Genomic DNA, 16,931 nt, shown 5'->3' with positions numbered 1-16,931 from the left:
ACGCATTCCGCGGTCAAGCCAGGGTTGTTTGGTCGGTGGTCACGGCTTTCTGTTTTCGCATGCTCTCGCCGCTGAGTTCGATGCGATAGGCATTGTGAACGAGGCGATCCAAGACGGCGTCGGCGATGGTTGGATTGCCAATCATCGTTCAATCACACCGATACCCTCCTGAAAACCCCACTCGATTCTCAATTCAAGTGCGATGCTCTAGTTTCGATCGTTCTGCGGTGTGGTGGCTTCAGCCCGGCCGAGGTCCAGTTCGTTTGGATATCTCGAACCAATTGAGAAATGCTTGGACGGTTTTTAGTCAGGTAGTTGCGATTTATCGATTTAGCGTGGCGCGGATGATTTCTTCTCGTCTTTGGTCGAGCATCCTGCGGCCGCCAGGGCGGCCAGGTTTCCGCTCTACCAGCACATCACCGTTCCCCCAGCTCGGAACAGCTTGATAAGGCGGAAAATGCAAAACGACAGCAGCACGTCCAGGTAACTATCCTGTGCCGCCTGCCCTGATGTTCTCGTACTTGAGACGCTCGTCGATCCTCGATTCGATCAAAAGCAATGGTTTATGCCAGCGCCGCAGATCAAATACATACCGCTGTCGGATCAATCAATGCAAGCCCTGTCCGGCAATAGCGTATGCGCTACTGGGGCTTTGCACTCGCCTCCCTCACGCTTTGGAGGCCGAGGAGCGGCAATGCTCGCTCGTATCAGACCGTGCTACGGTGGAGCTAGGGGTTGATTGATCGGTCATCAGCACCCATGCAAGTTGCTGATGTGTTTGCCGTCTCTCCAAAGACAAATTTATCATTTTCGAAATTTCGCACCACAACTTCTTTGAACGTTATCGATGTCCCGGACTTGCGGCGATCCACAACGCATGCGGACGAGGGGGAACTGCTCATACTGGGGTCAAAACCTCCGAGGATATTAAAGGGCGCCTTCGCAACTAGATCCTGATTGACGACTGTGCCGACGTCGTGACCCAAACTGGAACGAAGAACGCTACATCCGAACGGAAATCGCTCTGAAGGTGGTTCGAAATCGCATCCGGCCACCAAAGCCGACTCTCGGCCAAGCAAAACGATATTTGATGTTGGCTTAATTGCCGCTCCAAAACTAGCCTCAGAGTCGCCAACGTGTCTGTTGTATGCTTCGGCGAGAATAATTGGTCCGACACGTGCGCTGGGTTGCAAATTGTCAGCTTGATCTATCCCAAACCCGCGGAGGTGCAAGTCATCCTCCAAGCTGGTTGGCCCACTTGGGAATAGCTGAATGTCACCTTCTGGCGCCGCCGGGGCGCCCGCCAATTCAGGGCATGGTTGAAAGCACCATGCTTCGAACATCCCGCTGGAGTAGAATGGATTCTGTACGTGGTTGGAGTGATTGAAAACGTTAATGGTGGTTTTTTCCGCAATTGTGCCAGCCGTTTGACCCGGCGTCGCTAGCGTTGCTAGCAGCTCTCGGGTAAATACCGAGTTCATTGTGTTAGGAGGATCACCGTCCAAAGTGTCTTTCGACGCATAACCCTTTCTGGTTGCGTAAAAGACAAATGTACTCTCGTACTCTGCTTTGTTGTCCATGCCGCCGGATTGAACTATCGATTTTACCCCCTTGTCTTGAAACGGGTTGTCGCGGCATGCGTCCAGTATCCAGATTGTTAGTTTAGCTGACGTGTTGTTTAATTCCTTCATCATATTTGTAACAGACAACAGACGCTTCGAAAGCGCCGTCGGAGAGGCAACCGCCGGCCCGTCGAGAAAATCCCGTGGCACTATCCAATTGTTGCCGTCGAATTCGACACCGTGACCAGAATAGTAGACCACGACCTCATCGTTTGGCTTAACCGTGGCCAAGAATTTATCCCAAGCGTTAGCAAGATCCAAAAGCCCGACATCTGTTTTCGGAACTCTTGTCACGTTGAAATTGGCAGATCTGGATAGAAAAGCTTCAATGGAAGCAGCGTCGTTTCCAGGATATACCAGACGAAATTTACCTGGATAATCATTTATTCCGACAACAAATGCCAATCGCTCGGCAAACGAGGCCTCAAAAAAAATAAGAAGGTAAAAGAAAACCCATATATACAGGCGCAATTTCTTAAACGCACTCACTTATACCTCCCTCAAGAAGTTTAATGAAGGTTGTAGCGGCCATTTACAAATATGATACTTGAAATTGTAGCAGATGTCTGCGCAAAATGAAATATGTCCATTTGAGGATGGAGGGCGCTGGCATGCGGTTGTTCACTTCAGTCGTATTCGTCTTTGCGTGTCTAGTTGGAAATGTGGCTAGCTCCCAAGATGCTGGTTCGATCGACCTGGAAGCTAACACGATTCAAATTCCGGATAACAATGGCAACAAAGGGCTAGTTCTAAAGCCGCTCGACCCAAGCGGAGTATGGGAATTTAAGGACGAGGAACCGCCGCTAAATCCAGGGGACAAGGGTTTCGCTCAGCCGGATCATGTTGCTCAATCGGACTATATCGAAGAATCCCGCACGCCAGTCGCCGCGGGAAAAATTCCTGGCGTACCTGCAGGTACGCTCATTGTTTCAGAGTTAGTGGATCTCGGATGTGGTGACACTCGCTGTAAAGGACGGGTAGTGTTCCTGACTAACGATGGGAAGAAATACACCCTCCTGGACGGTGTCGATCTGGCCCAGTTTGTTACGCCCGAGACGAAAGCTGCGGCAGCGGGGAAAAATCTAACCTCCCCAATCCAACTATCACGCGATCTCCGAATGCTCACATCCACTGACGAGATGGGTTCACAGACATTCAGCTTGAACTGGGAGGTGGTAAAATGAGGTCGAGCCGAGCATTGTCGCTGGCTGTTTTTCTGTTTCTAGGGGCCGGGGTGTCCTCGGTCGCAGCGGGAGAGACGGTCGAAACCTTGATTAAAGCAGGGCTTAATCGTATTTGCGCCGATTTTGCACAAGTCGTTTCGGGATTGGAGGGCTTATTTACGGATATCAATCCATTCGGATGTGTTGGAGCGTTTCAATTTTGCCCGGCGACTTTGGCTCGGTATTTTAACGGCACGGTGAACGAATTCCTAAACGATCCGAAGGCTCAGGTAACAGCTTGGACGGCATACGAGAAGACACAATGGGCCTTGGCGACGAGAAACCATTTGACCGATCTGGTCGGGCAAACAATTGATTGGAAGGGTCATCCGTCCTTTACAGTATACCGTGCGTCAATTCTCGCAGCTTGTCAGTTTGGCTGCGGTAGTTCGGGCAAGCTGGCCAATTTTGTAAAACTGAAGGACTGCGAAGCGCGAGCGGTGAAGGACGGCAGTGGAGTGAGCGTATGCAAGTTCCTGGCAAAGCCCGGCAACAAAGCTGTAAGTTGTTTCACTGGACTCGTTGATGCCATAGATCAGCCTGAGGTAGATAAGAATGCGCCGTTCCCCCCCGCGCCTGTTGCAGCAAGTTGCGGGCCGGGTTTTGGGGCAGATGGCACACTTGAGGTTACGGTTGGCAAATACACCCTCCGATTTGGCAGCAGCGCTGGCCCCGCGGCGCTCAACAAATTCCTCGATGTGCTGGAATCGCGGAAGTAGGGAACGACGACTATTGGATTATGAAAACGCCGCAGGGCAAATGTGGTCGAGCAAAACACGGCACGGAATAAGAGGCTCTTTAGAGGGTAGTTTCTGGGGCCGCTGATTGATCGACTAATTACAGCCTATGACTGGAGCCCAGGAATTGTTCAATGGCGAAACCATGGACTGAGATACTCCGAACATTTGGCCGAAGCCTGATAGAGAGGCTTTGTAGTCTGCTGCTGACAATCTCGGTTCTAGCGGGTTTTCTAGCTCCCCTAGTCGCTAGAGCGCAGGACTATGCCCCGCCGCGCCCCAAATTTGCGCTTCTGATCGGCAACGGGGATTATGATGAAAACTCTAAGTTCACGAAGAAGATGGACACTCCAAAAGGGCGCCTTACTGACTTAAAAAACCCGTGCCATGATATCGAATTGATAGAAGCAAGGCTTCTCCAAAAAAAGTGGCTTCCTGGTAACATATTTAAGCGATGCAATGCAACGAAGTCAGATTTCCTAAGTCTTCTTGCGGATTTTAGCCAATCATACATGCAGAGTTCTAATCCATTCGGATTGATATATTATGCCGGACATGGGATACAAATCGGCCCCACCACTTACGTATTTGGGGTTGATACTCAAGCGAACCTTAACCAAGTCAAGGAGATATGGAAAAAGTTCGGCCCCGCAGGAAATCTGTTTAAAGGCGGAATTCGACTCAGAGAGGAAATTCTCTCTAGTATTGGAGCCCTGGGGGACGGTACTATTCTGATCGTACTCGACGCTTGCCGCGAAGATCCAATCATTCCAATGTTGAAGAAAGATGTGGACGCAAAGGTTGCAATATCAGGACCTAGCATAGCCCCCAGCCCTGCACCTGTGCCCGGGATTAAGTATTTGTTTTCAACTGCAGATGGGCAGCTTGCTGATGATGGGGTCGGGGACAATAGTCCCTTCGCAGAAGTATTCGCTTCGGAATTGGCAGCTCCTGGCTCGGTGAAAGTTACTGATCTTATCAGCAAAGCTGTGTTTAATGTTTACACCAACACTAAGGATAATAGCTTACCTCAGGTGCCGGAAGAGACGGGAACGCTTAGACCTCCCCCACCCGAAAATTGTTTTGGATCTTGCTAGGTTCGGAGGGTTCGATGACGTCGAGACTCATTCGGTTTTACGCATGCACGTTGGTACTCTCTCTATTGGCCCCTGCCGCGGCACAGCCTGAGGACGTAAACCGGGCCGCTTTGGGAAGGACCATATACAGTGTTGATGCAGACACGCTAGACCGCTTCCCGACGGCGGCTCCTGTAAGTGTGGAGGTGATGTGGTGCGGTGGTGATGAATTCGCTCGATCAAGAGAGGTAGTGGCCGCGGAGATAGCGTCGTCGATTGCGACGTTCGCACGCCTCAATAACCCAAATTCCGTTACTAGGGACGATAGCCTTCAGTTTCTTTATCGTACCGTGCGAGTTCGGCCAATCAATCTTCACGACTCCTCAATCTCGAAATCAGCCATTGGTTCAACAATTATTGAGGTTCCCACCCCTGACCTTCAGCGTAGCGCAGAGTTGATTGGATCCGCCACGGGCTTGAGCATACCCATTTCTATCAACGACCAGCTTTGGCCAAATTACCTGCGCGTGACCGTCTGCGAATCCGTCGATATAGACGAAGTCCCTCCGCGCATCTTTGTGCATATCTCAGCGCCCGACCAAGAACTGTCGGCCAAGCAGGCCATCAATGCCTTGCAAGCGGGCATTGAAAGCGTGATCGTTTCTCACTCAATTGAGAAAGCAGGAGAAATGTCGCCAAGCACTTCTCAGATTCGGTACTTTTATAGGCCGGATGAGGTGGTGGCGACTCGCGTTCGCGATATTGTTTCCCAAGCGATCGGCCCTAAGGCTGGGCTTGATCTTGTATATCTGCCCGACTTCGCGAAGGACTTTAATCGCGGAACTGTCGAAGTATGGTTGGGAAATAGCTTAAGACCACGACCATCTGCAACCTACTACGTCTGCGAGGGCGAGCATGGGGGAAAGTGCCCGCCAGGGTCCGAGCACATTAGCTGCTATACTCCGCTTGAAGTCTGGGCTAAGCAGAAGCCTGGCTGCAGATACTTTGAAAAAGTTCGTCTAACTGTTGTCGGGGGCAACAGGTGCGGTTATGACATCTCACGGATTACTTGCTACCCGGAATGACAGCTTCTTAGTGCCGCCGAGCCGGGGAACCCTCTTTCGGACAAAGAAGCCGGCAAACGAATGAGCGCTTCACAGCAACGAAATACCAGGTAGCCGCCCGACACACTGAAAAGATCTTGCCGAGCAAGGTAAGCGACAAGCCGAGGCCGTTCAGGCGGCGTAGTTCCAAGGCATGAGCGCGTCGATTTCACTGCTGGGCCATCCGTTCGCCAGACGCTGAAGTGTCTGGGTCAACCAAGCTTGCGGATCGACGGTATTCATCTTTGCCGTTTGCAGGAGCGTCGCGATGGTCGCCCAAGTCCGGCCGCCGCCGTCGCTTCCAGCGAATAGACTAGACTATTTTTTCTCGTGATGGCCTGGTGTCGCTTTGCACTTATTCGTAAGAATGCGGCCGTCTGGATTTCGTTTGGCATTTAATTTGAGATTTGCATCAAAGAAAGTCGCGAATGAAAAGCAGATTTTCAGCTGATCTCGGTCATCTTGCGTGGGCCGCAAGGCGTTGGAAATCCTGCAGAAAGCAATCTCCATTCTCGGCATGGTCGATCAAGAAGTCATCGAAGGCATCTCAGATTTCGTCCAGCGGCGGATTCTCACATCAAGTACCAAAATCCCTTGAGGAATCTCACATTAACTGCTCCGTCTCAAATTAAGTGCCGCCCTATCTTATTGAAAATGTTAAAGCGAGAGCCTTGTGGTTAACTGCCAAACGACAGTCGCCTAGTTGCTCGTAGAGATCTCTGAGAAGTTGATGTGCCCGTTTCGGTACTTCAAGACTGAAATGAAGCGGATTACCCATTGGCTCGTTCCCTTATGATGCATTCAACAGCGCTGTCACTTCCCTTCACCGGGCCTTGACGATGTCGATCGGGTCTTCCTTTTTTGGGTTGTTGTCGACTTGTTCAACGTCGCCGGACGCGAAACGTCGAGGACGATCACCGATATTCTTCCCCCTAGCGTCGAGGGGAGGTCGGACCGCAACATCGCCTCCAATTCCTGTGCGCTTTCCGGTCGCTTCTTCCGGTCACGCCTTGCGGGCGTCCGATACTCGTTTCCGAACCAGAACACGAGATACACGCCATAGCCAAAGGCGCCCTCATCGGCGGCATAGCCGGCAAGCTGTTCCTCGACGGCAGTCCATAGTTCAGGATTATAGTGGCGCTTCGCCTCAATCGGCAGGTTCGTTCCTGCATGGGTGATAAGCAGCACGTCTACGCGGGTGTTTTCTCTGCGACGTGCCTCGGGCATGGAGGCCGCAACGCCGTAATGTTCCAGCCGAACCCTAAACAACTCGAGCAGCCGGTCGCGGTCCTCGTTTTCGATTTGAGGTTTGTCGGCCGCGCCTTTGTGGTCGGTATTCCAATAGCGTTTCCATGGCATCTCACTACCGGTCCGCAGGGTACTCCTGTATCTCTCAATTTCCTCAAGCACGACAGCGACAAGGTCTGCCGGGCTCGCCGGCGGGCCGCCGACGAGGGCCGCTCTCAACTGAGCAGCAGATGGGGCAACGAACGAGTTGTCGCGCATAAGACGCGCGTGCTCCGCCGCTGCATGCGCCAACAGCGATCGCCAGCTGGGATCAGACGATGCAATGAGAGATTTGAGCGTTTTGCCTGCAGCGGGATCACGTGACGCGCTCAGACGATCGATCGCCGCTCGGATAATTCGGCTCATGCCATCAGGGTGGGCCCAATCCCGGTCCTCCAGCGGATACATACCAGCTAACGTGGATATCCGAAGCCGGTCGAGCCGATCAGGCTGTGAGCAGATTTCATGCAATCGACTTACAAGATCGCCATCTGGGGCCAACAGCGCCGCCCGAATTTCTTCGGAGCTGTGGGAAGCTTCGAACTTCTCTGGGTCGAGTATGAGGGCGACAGATTCCCACAGCCGCCTACTTTGATCGTCCAACTCTTCCACGAGAGCACTTTCGGTGAGATCCTCTATCTCGGTTCTGGACAATATCTTCGCTGACACCGTCAGGGCTTGCCGCAATGCCGCACGCGGTAAATTCGGGCGCTCTTGAAGCAGCCGCTTCAACACCCCAGAAACGAAGTCCCGCTCTTGCGACGACGCCAGATGGTGGATCGCATCAAGATCCTGGTCTCCGGCATCGAGCGCTGAAATCCAATAACGCAATACCTGATCTGAGCCTGAATCGGGATCACGCGCCAGGTGCCTCACTCCCCAATTGGCAAGCGATGGCTGCTCTTCGCCGCTGAAGTAGCTCTGCCGCAGAGCAACGATTCCGATAACGGGCGGGCAGTTGCCGATCTCCTCGTCCCTGCCAGCCAGGAGCGCCTGGTGAAGGCCTGCTGCGACGACATGTTCCTGGATGTAGGATCCGTTGGTCGCTTCAGCCTTACCGAGAACGCTGGCGTCGACCTTGATGTTGGTATGGATTGCGAACTGGACGAATCCTTCGGCGATCGCTGATGCAATGCGAGCGTTGGTGAAATGCTGGATCTTGGCAAGCGGATCTTCTTTTTTGGAGATCACGGCATTCCGATAGAGATCGGATCCCCATTTCAGCGCGCTAAACTCGCTCTCCCTGCCGGCCGCGATCGCGTTAAGTTTCGATCCAAGGGACGCGATATTGTGGGCTCGGGCTGCGTCGGTTTCAGCGAGTTCTTTTGCCTTTCGCTTTTCCTCTTCTTCCTTCCAGCTTTTGTTCGGATCTTTGCGCAGATCCGCTATGAAGTCCGAAAAATTCTCTTCCTTTTCGAGCGCCGAAACGATGCGTCCCTCCCACAGGGGCCATTGAGATTCACTGCGAACCGCATAGGCTGCAACCTCGAACAGTCGCCGGCGACGAGAACCATCTGGCGTTTTGCCCGCTAGATCGAGTAGGTTCTCTATAAGGGTGTCGTCGGGAACCCTCCTAGCAATCGTGATGTAGTGGTTGGTCGCCATCCAAGGCCCTTCTTCGACGGGGCTGCTATCGAGGAGGACAGTGAAAAGCTCGAGTTGGCGATTTGCTTTGTCGACGTCGATCCAGGCGCCTATCGCTTTGGCAAGCGGCTCCTCGAGCCGATCCCACTCATAATCGCGTGTGTTTCTGATCCAAGACCATAGCCGCTTCGCGCCAATGTCTAAGTTGTTGTTTATCGCGTCGGCCAGAGAAGCCTGCATGAAATGACGAACATCGAGCTTGAGCCCTTGATCTTCACTCGGTTTTCGAATGATTGGCTGGTCAAAGAGATCCGGGCGAGGTGTTTTTCTGAGCTTCGAGAGCAGTGAAAACAGGTTGCCGCTTTCCTCACTCTCCCCGTCAGCCGCCGGCGCCAGTTCGTTGAGGTCCGAAAGCAGGTCAGAGATCTCCTGGTGGGATAAATCATTCGTGGGAATGTCCGACAGGATATCTGCTCTCAGGGAGATCTGATCATAGCTCTTGGCTGTTCGCGATAGTTCCGCGATCAAAGCGCGCCTTGCCGCGTCGGGATCCGAGTTTCCCTTGACCCAAGCTTCAGCGGCTCTCTGGCGTTGCCAAAGGGGGCGAGACGGAGAAAGTGAGATATCGTGCAATTTGCTCTGCATTCCGGCTAACGGCCGCCCATCGGCGAGCGCCTGCAGGACGGTCATCTGCAGATGGCTATTGACCTCGCTATCCATGATAGCCAGGAAATCGGGGACGACGTCATCACCAGCTAGGCCACCAAATACCGTGATCGCATCACGCGAAGAGAGGAAAAACGGGTCGTCGCGGTCGAGGTTGAGGAGAATTGCCCGGCGGCCACTCGTGGTGAAGGCGGCAGCGTCACCGTATGCCAGGACGGTGGCCGCGTCGCACTCGATCAGCCTTAGGGCGGCCTTCTCATCGCTCCGTTGCGAAAGATGCGCCGCAAACCAAGCATAGAGACCTCGCAGTTCGCTCGGTGCTTTCCCATCGTTTGCGGTTATAAGTGCAATTGCCCGGCTCAAAGGAAAGAGAAGCCCGGTCGGCTGCCCAGTCACTCGCTCCGCAAGAAACCGGCCTGCGAGAAATTCTGCGATCGTTCTGTGCGACGGCTCAAAGCTCTGTCCCTCTCCGCGGAATATCGCCGTATCCAGAGAATAGGCCGCCAACGTAGGGTCAACCGGAAGCGATTGGACAATGCAAAAGTCTTGTGGACTTGAACCAGCGGCCAGCGCGTTCGAGCGCCAAAGGGCGCGCGCGCCCGTCGCGAGCAGGTAGAACGATAGCTGCGCTGCTGCATCAATGATGTCGTCGACCGGCGGGCGGCGTCGATCGGTGACGCGTTCCGGATCATGCTCGTGAACAAGCGCATTGATGGCTCGGTCGAACAGCTCGAACCGCGTGCTAGGGAATACGCCGCCAGATGCCACAACAGAGCGGAGAAGCCGCAAGCTCAAGGGGTTTTCAAGGAAGGCGCCTGCTCCGCGAGCGCGTGCATTAGCAAGGAACCGCTCTGGGTCAGTTTCCCCCAGGGCGGATAAAACAGTTTCTGCCTCGGAATCGTCCAGCGGCAGAAGGTGGGCAACTGTAACTGGCTGGTTTTTGGCGGCTCGTCGCATCGCACGCGTATCAGCGGCTTCACGCCAATCTTCCGCACGACAGGTCAGCCGCCAACGCTCGACGCCGCTTTGTGTGATCGCGTTGGCAAGTTGCAAAAGCTTGTCTTTGCCATTTTCACCGGCACGGTATTCGTCCAGGGCATCGAGATAGGCTGTCGTGGAGGCCGCGATTGGGATACCGTTCATTGCTTCGCGGCAGGTTAGAAGCTCCCCATCTTCCTGAGCTGCCTCGTACTCGAGCGCCGTCGACTTTCCGATCCCTGGCTCGCCGAGCAAGACGACATAAGGCTTTCCACGCAGCTGACTAAGGTGAAGTTCAACGACTTCACCCTCAACTACCACAGAAATACGCCTGTCTAACGGTTTAACATTCATGTATCTAGGGTAGTATTTGTTGCCGTTATCAATCAATCGATTTGGCTGCTTTCTCAACAACATTAGCTGGTTCGTTGTGGAGCGAGATTTTTGAGCCTCACGAAGGTCAGTTGATTGCTTACATGCCTCTCTTTGTTCTGTATGTCTGCAACCTATCCTAAGCAAGCCGGACAACTGCACCGATTATGACCGCAAGCATTCAAGAGAATCTGCGCTACTGGCGAACCTCACTAGCCGACGGCGCGCTGGGTGAGGGAAAATTCACGCAGTCTGACCGCAAGCGGTTTGTTGAAATTCCTGCGGGCGCGCTGAAGACTGGGTTGCTGCCGGCAGATGTCTTGGAACAGCTTTTCCGGGTACAACCTGCGGCCAAGACTGTCGCCATTCGGTTCTGGCCCTTGGTGACTGCGCGAAAGTCTTCACACGGCGCTGCGCGCGCCGGCGGGTTGCCGGAATTGGTTGCGCCGGTCGTCACCGAGGCAACAGTCGATCGGGGTGGACAAATCACGCCACTGCGCAATGCTCTCGCTCGAGATCTCTTGACGCCCCTTCCGACTGGTGAGTTTGCCATCGGTTCGGTCGATGCCTTGGATGCATTCCTAACCGAAACACCTCTTCCTGATATGTCGGGTGACGACGCCTGGGACAACTACCTCGGCCACTGCCGGAAGATGGTGGATGCCATTTCGCAGGGGTGGCCGCGCGGGGACGCAGACTATCAACCGATCGGTTCCGGGTTTCTCGAACTGTCTGAGGATGCGAACGCGACGGTGCGGGGGATCCTCGACCTCTATGACAAGCTTCTAGCCGAGCAGCCCGATATGCCATTGCTGAAGCAAATTGCGCAGCCAGCGGAAACCGCCGCGGACCTAGATCATCGGATTGAGCAGGAGTTTTCGCGGCGGCTTGGCCACTCAAACCCGAACTTCCCATTGGCTGAACAGCAAAGGCAGGTGCTTGCGTGGCTGGATGCCTCGGCGCCGGGTGAGGTGATTGCTGTTAACGGCCCGCCTGGGACCGGCAAGACCACCATGCTGCTATCGGCGGTCGCTGGCCTCTGGGTGCGTGCAGCGCTTCGCGGTGAAGACCCGCCGGTGATCGTGGCGGCGTCCTCCAACAACCAAGCAGTGACGAATATTATCGACGCTTTCGGGAAGGACTTCGACAGGGGAGTGGGTCCGTTTGCAGGGCGGTGGCTGCCTGAGGTGGAAAGCTTCGGGATGTTCCTCGCGTCGCATTCCCGGCGTCTTGAAGCAGCCCGGCGCTACCAGACCGAAGAGTTTCAAGTGGAGCGCGAGACCGTAGCCTATGTCGAGCGCGCCAAGAGCGTCTATCTCGAAGCTGCACGGGCAGCATTCCCTGAACTTGCAAACCCCGATGTAGGGACCGTGGTTGGGGCCTTGCAGAAGCGGATGGTGAGCGAGGTAGACAAGCTGGGGGATATCGATCGCGCCAACAGCGTATATCGTGCCGCGCACTCTATTCTTGAAGCAACCCTTGGCCCAGATCCGGAGGCGATGGAAGCACTGCGCGCCGAAGAGGTCGCGAGACGAACGGCTGCTGTCGAAAAGCTTCGTGCGGCAAGGACTGCGCTGGATCAGCATTTAGCGTCAGAGTCATCTTTGACGGCGGTGGTCGGTTTCCTCGCCTCAGTCAAAGAGAAACGCGCGGCGCGGGCCCGGCTTGTCGTCGGCGATCTTGTGCCAGGACTAGAGAATGCCAGGCGGGTTTCAGAGATCGACGATAAGGTTCGAGCCGACCTTCGGGCGGCCGAGGATGCTCTGAAATCCGCCGAACTGTCACTCGCAACGGCGAGAGCTCTGCGCCTTAATTTCCAGGAGGCGGACAAGAACTGGGCCAAGGCAAGGGAACTCCTGGGTGGCGCCGACGACATCGCAGAACTGGAACGTCAGGCAGATCTTGATGTTCGGTTTTCACTTTTCCTGCTGGCAACACATTACTGGGAAGGTCGCTGGCTTCTGGCGATGGAAGCTGATCTTGCTGGTATCGTCGCCTCCAAAGTGAAAAACGGCAAAGCGACAGTTATTCCCCGCTGGCACCGCCGGATGATGCTGACACCCTGCGCCGTGGCAACATTCGCCAGCCTGCCAGGCAAAATGACATACGCCCGCCGCGACGGTGGAAAATGGGCGACCGAGTATCTCTTCGATTTTATCGACCTCTTGATCGTCGACGAGGCCGGGCAGGTCTTGCCAGAAGTTTCCGGAGCGGCCTTCTCGTTGGCGAAGCGCGCTCTGGTGATCGGTGACACCCAACAGATTGAACCGATTTCGTCCATTCCTCGGCCAGTCGACGTGAGCAATCTCCGACACAGTGGCCTTTTGTCGAGCGAAGCAGGCATCGAAACACTTATCGACCGCGGGATCTCCTCGACCAATGGCAGTGCCATGCGTCTTGCACAGCAAGCCTGCCGAGTGTCGCCTTATCCGGATCTTGAGAAGGGGCTCTATCTCTTCGAACACCGGCGCTGCTACGACGAGATCATCAGCTTCAGCAATGCTCTTTGCTACAAGGGAAAGCTGCGACCGTTGCGAGGAAAGGCGCCGACAAACGCTGGTCTTCCAGCCCTTGGATATCTGCATATCGACGGCCGAGCACTTACGTCGGGCAGCAGCCGTTGCAATCCGCTCGAGGCGCAAACAATTGCTGCGTGGCTTGATGCCAACCGGGTCAGGCTGGAAACGCGCTATGGCAGGCCGTTGGAAAAGATTGTCGCTATCGTGACTCCGTTTGGCCGCCAGGTTCGCGAAATTCGAGACGCCTGCGCCGGCCGACGGATCGCGGTCGAAGGGCGCGATGCTATGACCGTTGGAACTGTGCACGCGCTACAAGGCGCCGAACGACCCATCGTCATCTTCTCGCTCGTCTATTCTAAGCACGCAGACGGCGGTTTTATCGACGCCTCGCCTAGTATGCTGAACGTCATGGTTTCGCGGGCAAAGGACAGTTGCCTGGTATTTGGCGATATGGATGTCATGGCGGCAGCGAAAGCCGGGTCACCAAGGGCGATCCTCGCGGACTTCCTGTTCGCGTCAGAGCGGAACGCGCTTGAGTTTGCCGTCGAGCCGCGCGAGGACCTGAAGCAGGGGACGGGTCAGATCCAAATGCTGCGAGATGCAGCGGGGCATGATGCTTTCCTGCTGGATGCGCTGTCCGGTGGTGGTCGCCGCTACACCATCGTCAGCCCCTGGGTGATCGCATCCACCATGGAACGAGTTGGAATCCTCGCCGCCTTCAAAGCTGCTATCCAGCGAGGCGCCGAGATCAACGTCTTCGCTGATCCCCTGCTCAACCTCGGCCCTGCTGCCGCTGGATTGAATCAAATGGAAGCGGTCGAGAGGGCTTTCTCAAGGGTCGGCGTTCGGCTGCACAAGCTGCCGAAGCTGCACAGCAAGATCGTGGCGATCGACACGGACCTTCTTTGTATCGGTTCCTACAATTGGCTCAGCGCTGATCGACATGGCCAATATGCGCGCCACGAGACGTCGTTCGTTTACCGAGGGCAGCATCTCGAGGAAGAAATCAGCACCATCGTTGGTAGCCTTCAGCGTAGAGAGGCTTAAACGTCAGCTCTTGGTAGTTCCCGCGATGGTGTCTGCGGAGATCGCGTACTTGGAGAGACCAGGTGAGGGAGGTTGATAAACGAGCAGTCCGGGCTTGCTTCGGATTGCGACCACTGAAATCACAGGCCGGGTCTGGATGTTCGGCGGCATTCAAGCGCAATCTCGTGAGCATAGGCAAACATCGCTGCGGTCAGGCCGTCAAAACCCTTGCCGCCGTCCAGCAAGGCAAGGACCTGCTCGCACCGCCCGGCCGAGTAAGCGTATGAGTGATGTGGACCCTGCGCGCCGAGCGCGGCATCTAACACATCCATCGAGCGCTGCTGTTGTGGTGTGGGCGGATGAGTTTTGAACCAGTCGTCCTGATGGCGAACGCCATTCGCAGAAGCGACGACAATTTCGCCAATCGACCTGCCACCGTAAAGCGCTCCCGTTTGTTGCCAACTTTGTCGTGTGCACTCGATATCATCCCTAAACCTACTCAAAGCGTAGCTGGCCATCAGCACAATACAGCCCGGATAAACGTCACGACCGGCTTGAGCTGTACCTTCCTCGTCAAAATGAGCTTGCCATGCCTTTTGAAAGCCGGGCTCGCGACTTATTCCTAAGGGGCCGTAACCCCTAGCTACGGCCGTCTCGGTCGCCTCCGTGACACGACGCTCGGCGTCTGCCTCGCGTTGAACCATCAGCCGTGAAAGAGAATACAACAATTGCAGATGTGGCGCCTTTAACCTCCAATCATCAAGCAACCGCCGCATAGCGTCATAAGCCTTGTCGCCAAGCATCAGCTCAAAATCGCGGGTCATAGCTAGATCACCGTCGATCAGCTGGAGATCGCCTACCTCCTGCAGAATTTCGCAGCCGAAGCGTTTGGCAAAGTCGCCGTATGTCGGACAAGCAATAACGGGACCGAAGGACGTCTCTTGCAAAGGGTTCAATTGCGGCTGCCTATCATCGTGGGGGTTTCTACTCGATGTTTTGCCACCTTTTTCCGTGAGGCCAAACTTGTCCTTCACCGTCGATATCCATATCCGTAGGTTTGCCTTGAGCGTGAGCAGCACATCAACCCATTCATAAGGATTTCCGATGTCGACAATGGATTATCACTATCAAACAATGGGTCGCATTCTGTCCTATCTGGTCGAAGCAGGTTTATCACGGGTTGATTTTGGTGGTGGCGATGCGATGGATATCATGACGCATCGTATCGGCGATGAGGACGATGTCCTCAAGACCTTCGCCGATGTACTTCACTGGTTGAATGACGAGGGTCTGATCCGGGTCAGAAGCATCCAGGAGTTTGACGGCGGCTACGCTTTCAACGGTGTTCAGCTTACGTCGAAGGGCATCGCAATCATTCAGGCTAAGCCGAAAGACCCGGAGCTGGGCGAAAGCATTGAGAAAAAATTGGCCGAACCTGGCGACACGGACGCTGCGATCTACACTAAAATCGGCGCGTTTGTGGGAGGCGCGATCGCTGCGGGTATTCAGACGCTGGCGGGTTAAGTGAGATAGCTTGGCAGCGCGGCGCCCATTGTTCTCTGGCAAAAAAGCAGACAAATAGATCATTCGATCTGTTGAGATTCAAGCGGTTAGGTCTTTGGCTGGCAGGTGCTGCAGGTTCACATCCCATCAAGGCGGGGGATTTAGCTTGGCTCAGCAGAGATATTTTATCGCATCTATGGAGTTTTATCTGCTTCCTGGACCGGTTTAAAATATTTTTATCGGCCATCAATCTCGTCGAACGCGTCGGAAGGTGCACAGCGGGTTGAGCTGTCGATGCCGGGTCCCTGCCGCGTTTAGTTTCGTGTGATGGCGTACAAAGAGGAGCATAGTGTCTCAATGGGCGCTATCGAAACCGAACTCGAGATGGTCGAGAGGCATGTGTGCCGCGGTGAGTTCATCATTGCGGAGCAGCTATCCCGAATTGAGCAGTTGTCGCAACAAAGCCTTCCGATCGGAGAAGCCGAGGACCTGCTCAGGTTGTTTCTGGAAATCCAGAGCCAGCATGTGGCGCATCGTGCCCGGCTGATCCGCAAATCAAGGTCCTAGGTGTCTATTGCCGCCACAAAAGCATGACAATCAATGGAATCTCCCCAATCGGCTTGGCCGTTTGAGATTGGAATCCGGGAGGCGGTTTCTGAATGATCGCGTTGATCGCGCTGCTAAGACCGTACCGTCTGGCCTGCGTTCGGCCGGTGATGGCCATAACCTGATGCTGCGCTCCGTCTTTTCGTCTAGGAAACGGAGAGGGGGCGATCATTCCCCCTTCCTACGAACTTCATCGTCAATGTCATCCCCGTTCGCCCGGCAAGCAGGACGAAGCCTTTCGACTGATCCAGAATGTCGTTCCAGCGTCGCCGAGCGGAAGCCGGGCTTTTTGTGGTGCAACCTTTCCAAGAACACAGACGGGTTGACTGTCGTGAACATCGAGGCAATCTCCGACCCTGGTGATGGCGATCCGGTATATCTCAAGAAGTTCCGCAAGCTCGATACTGTCTCATCCAGCGCCGTCGGCGATCTAGTGCTGCCCTAGCTAAAGCTTCCGAGAAGCAGTGGTTGTGTAGGTTCAGGAAGCCGGGCGAGATGAACTGCTTGGGCCGGTCGAATACCGCGTCTATGCCCGCTGGCAACGACCGGGTGACCGACACGATCCGGTCTCCCTCGCTCACGACCCACGTGTCTCGGATGATCTTGGGTGCGCCTTCGACGGTGGCGAG

The 16,931-nt window shown here is 54.9% G+C and carries 10 protein-coding genes and 3 pseudogenes; 8 read left to right on the top strand and 5 right to left on the bottom strand.

Annotated elements, in window-relative coordinates; genetic code table 11:
• Window positions 1–13: 13 nt before the first annotated feature.
• Window positions 14–145: pseudogene (locus tag ATY79_RS31125) on the bottom strand (ATP-binding protein); the annotation flags it as partial.
• Window positions 146–728: 583 nt separating this feature from the next.
• Window positions 729–2,111, bottom strand: coding sequence for a caspase family protein (locus ATY79_RS05655; RefSeq protein WP_088703237.1), 1,383 nt, complete (start codon window positions 2,109–2,111; stop codon window positions 729–731).
• A gap of 122 nt (window positions 2,112–2,233) precedes the next feature.
• Here ATY79_RS05655 and ATY79_RS05650 point away from each other — a divergent pair, with 122 nt between their 5' ends.
• The 4 genes from ATY79_RS05650 to ATY79_RS05635 all read left to right on the top strand — a co-directional run bounded on the left by ATY79_RS05650 (window position 2,234) and on the right by ATY79_RS05635 (window position 5,743).
• Window positions 2,234–2,806, top strand: a complete 573-nt coding sequence (locus ATY79_RS05650) for a hypothetical protein (RefSeq protein WP_141105701.1) — start codon at window positions 2,234–2,236, stop codon at window positions 2,804–2,806.
• A complete protein-coding gene (locus ATY79_RS05645) occupies window positions 2,803–3,564 on the top strand; it encodes an acyltransferase (RefSeq protein WP_088703235.1) in 762 nt (253 codons plus the stop codon). Before ATY79_RS05650 ends, ATY79_RS05645 begins: the two co-directional genes overlap by 4 nt.
• A gap of 152 nt (window positions 3,565–3,716) precedes the next feature.
• On the top strand, window positions 3,717–4,679 hold the full coding sequence (locus ATY79_RS05640) for a caspase family protein (RefSeq protein ID WP_088703234.1): 963 nt from the start codon (window positions 3,717–3,719) through the stop codon (window positions 4,677–4,679).
• 14 nt (window positions 4,680–4,693) lie between these two features.
• On the top strand, window positions 4,694–5,743 hold the full coding sequence (locus tag ATY79_RS05635; RefSeq protein WP_088703233.1) for a hypothetical protein: 1,050 nt from the start codon (window positions 4,694–4,696) through the stop codon (window positions 5,741–5,743).
• A 150-nt stretch (window positions 5,744–5,893) separates the two neighbouring features.
• On the opposite strand, the pseudogene ATY79_RS05630 reads toward ATY79_RS05635, so the two are convergent.
• Both ATY79_RS05630 and ATY79_RS05625 read right to left on the bottom strand, forming a co-directional pair.
• Window positions 5,894–6,079 (bottom strand): annotated as a pseudogene (locus ATY79_RS05630) (transposase domain-containing protein); the annotation flags it as partial.
• A 495-nt stretch (window positions 6,080–6,574) separates the two neighbouring features.
• Entirely contained in the window at window positions 6,575–10,810 is a 4,236-nt protein-coding gene (locus tag ATY79_RS05625) for a hypothetical protein (RefSeq protein ID WP_141105700.1), read from the bottom strand.
• 5 nt (window positions 10,811–10,815) lie between these two features.
• Between ATY79_RS05625 and ATY79_RS05620 the strand changes: the two genes are divergently transcribed.
• Window positions 10,816–14,214 (top strand): AAA domain-containing protein, encoded by a 3,399-nt coding sequence (locus tag ATY79_RS05620; RefSeq protein ID WP_088703231.1) that lies wholly within the window; start codon window positions 10,816–10,818, stop codon window positions 14,212–14,214.
• Between the two features lie 119 nt (window positions 14,215–14,333).
• Here the strand turns inward: ATY79_RS05620 and ATY79_RS05615 are convergent, their stop codons facing one another.
• Window positions 14,334–15,227, bottom strand: a complete 894-nt coding sequence (locus tag ATY79_RS05615) for a hypothetical protein (RefSeq protein WP_141105699.1) — start codon at window positions 15,225–15,227, stop codon at window positions 14,334–14,336.
• Window positions 15,228–15,297: 70 nt separating this feature from the next.
• On the opposite strand from ATY79_RS05615, the gene ATY79_RS05610 reads away from it, so the two are divergent.
• The 3 genes and pseudogenes from ATY79_RS05610 (at window position 15,298) to ATY79_RS05595 (ending at window position 16,747) form a co-directional block, all read left to right on the top strand.
• Window positions 15,298–15,717 carry a hypothetical protein gene (locus ATY79_RS05610; RefSeq protein WP_088703229.1) on the top strand — a complete coding sequence of 140 codons (420 nt, stop codon included), beginning with the start codon at window positions 15,298–15,300 and terminating at the stop codon, window positions 15,715–15,717.
• A 336-nt stretch (window positions 15,718–16,053) separates the two neighbouring features.
• Entirely contained in the window at window positions 16,054–16,263 is a 210-nt protein-coding gene (locus ATY79_RS05605; RefSeq protein WP_088703228.1) for a hypothetical protein, read from the top strand.
• A gap of 231 nt (window positions 16,264–16,494) precedes the next feature.
• Window positions 16,495–16,747 (top strand): annotated as a pseudogene (locus ATY79_RS05595) (antibiotic biosynthesis monooxygenase).
• The last annotated feature ends 184 nt before the right edge of the window (window positions 16,748–16,931 follow it).

The sequence above is a fragment of the Rhizobium sp. R693 genome (assembly GCF_002211315.1).
Taxonomy (GTDB): domain Bacteria; phylum Pseudomonadota; class Alphaproteobacteria; order Rhizobiales; family Rhizobiaceae; genus Rhizobium.
Note: the sequence above shows the minus strand (reverse complement) of the source record. Positions and strands in the feature narration are given on the sequence as shown.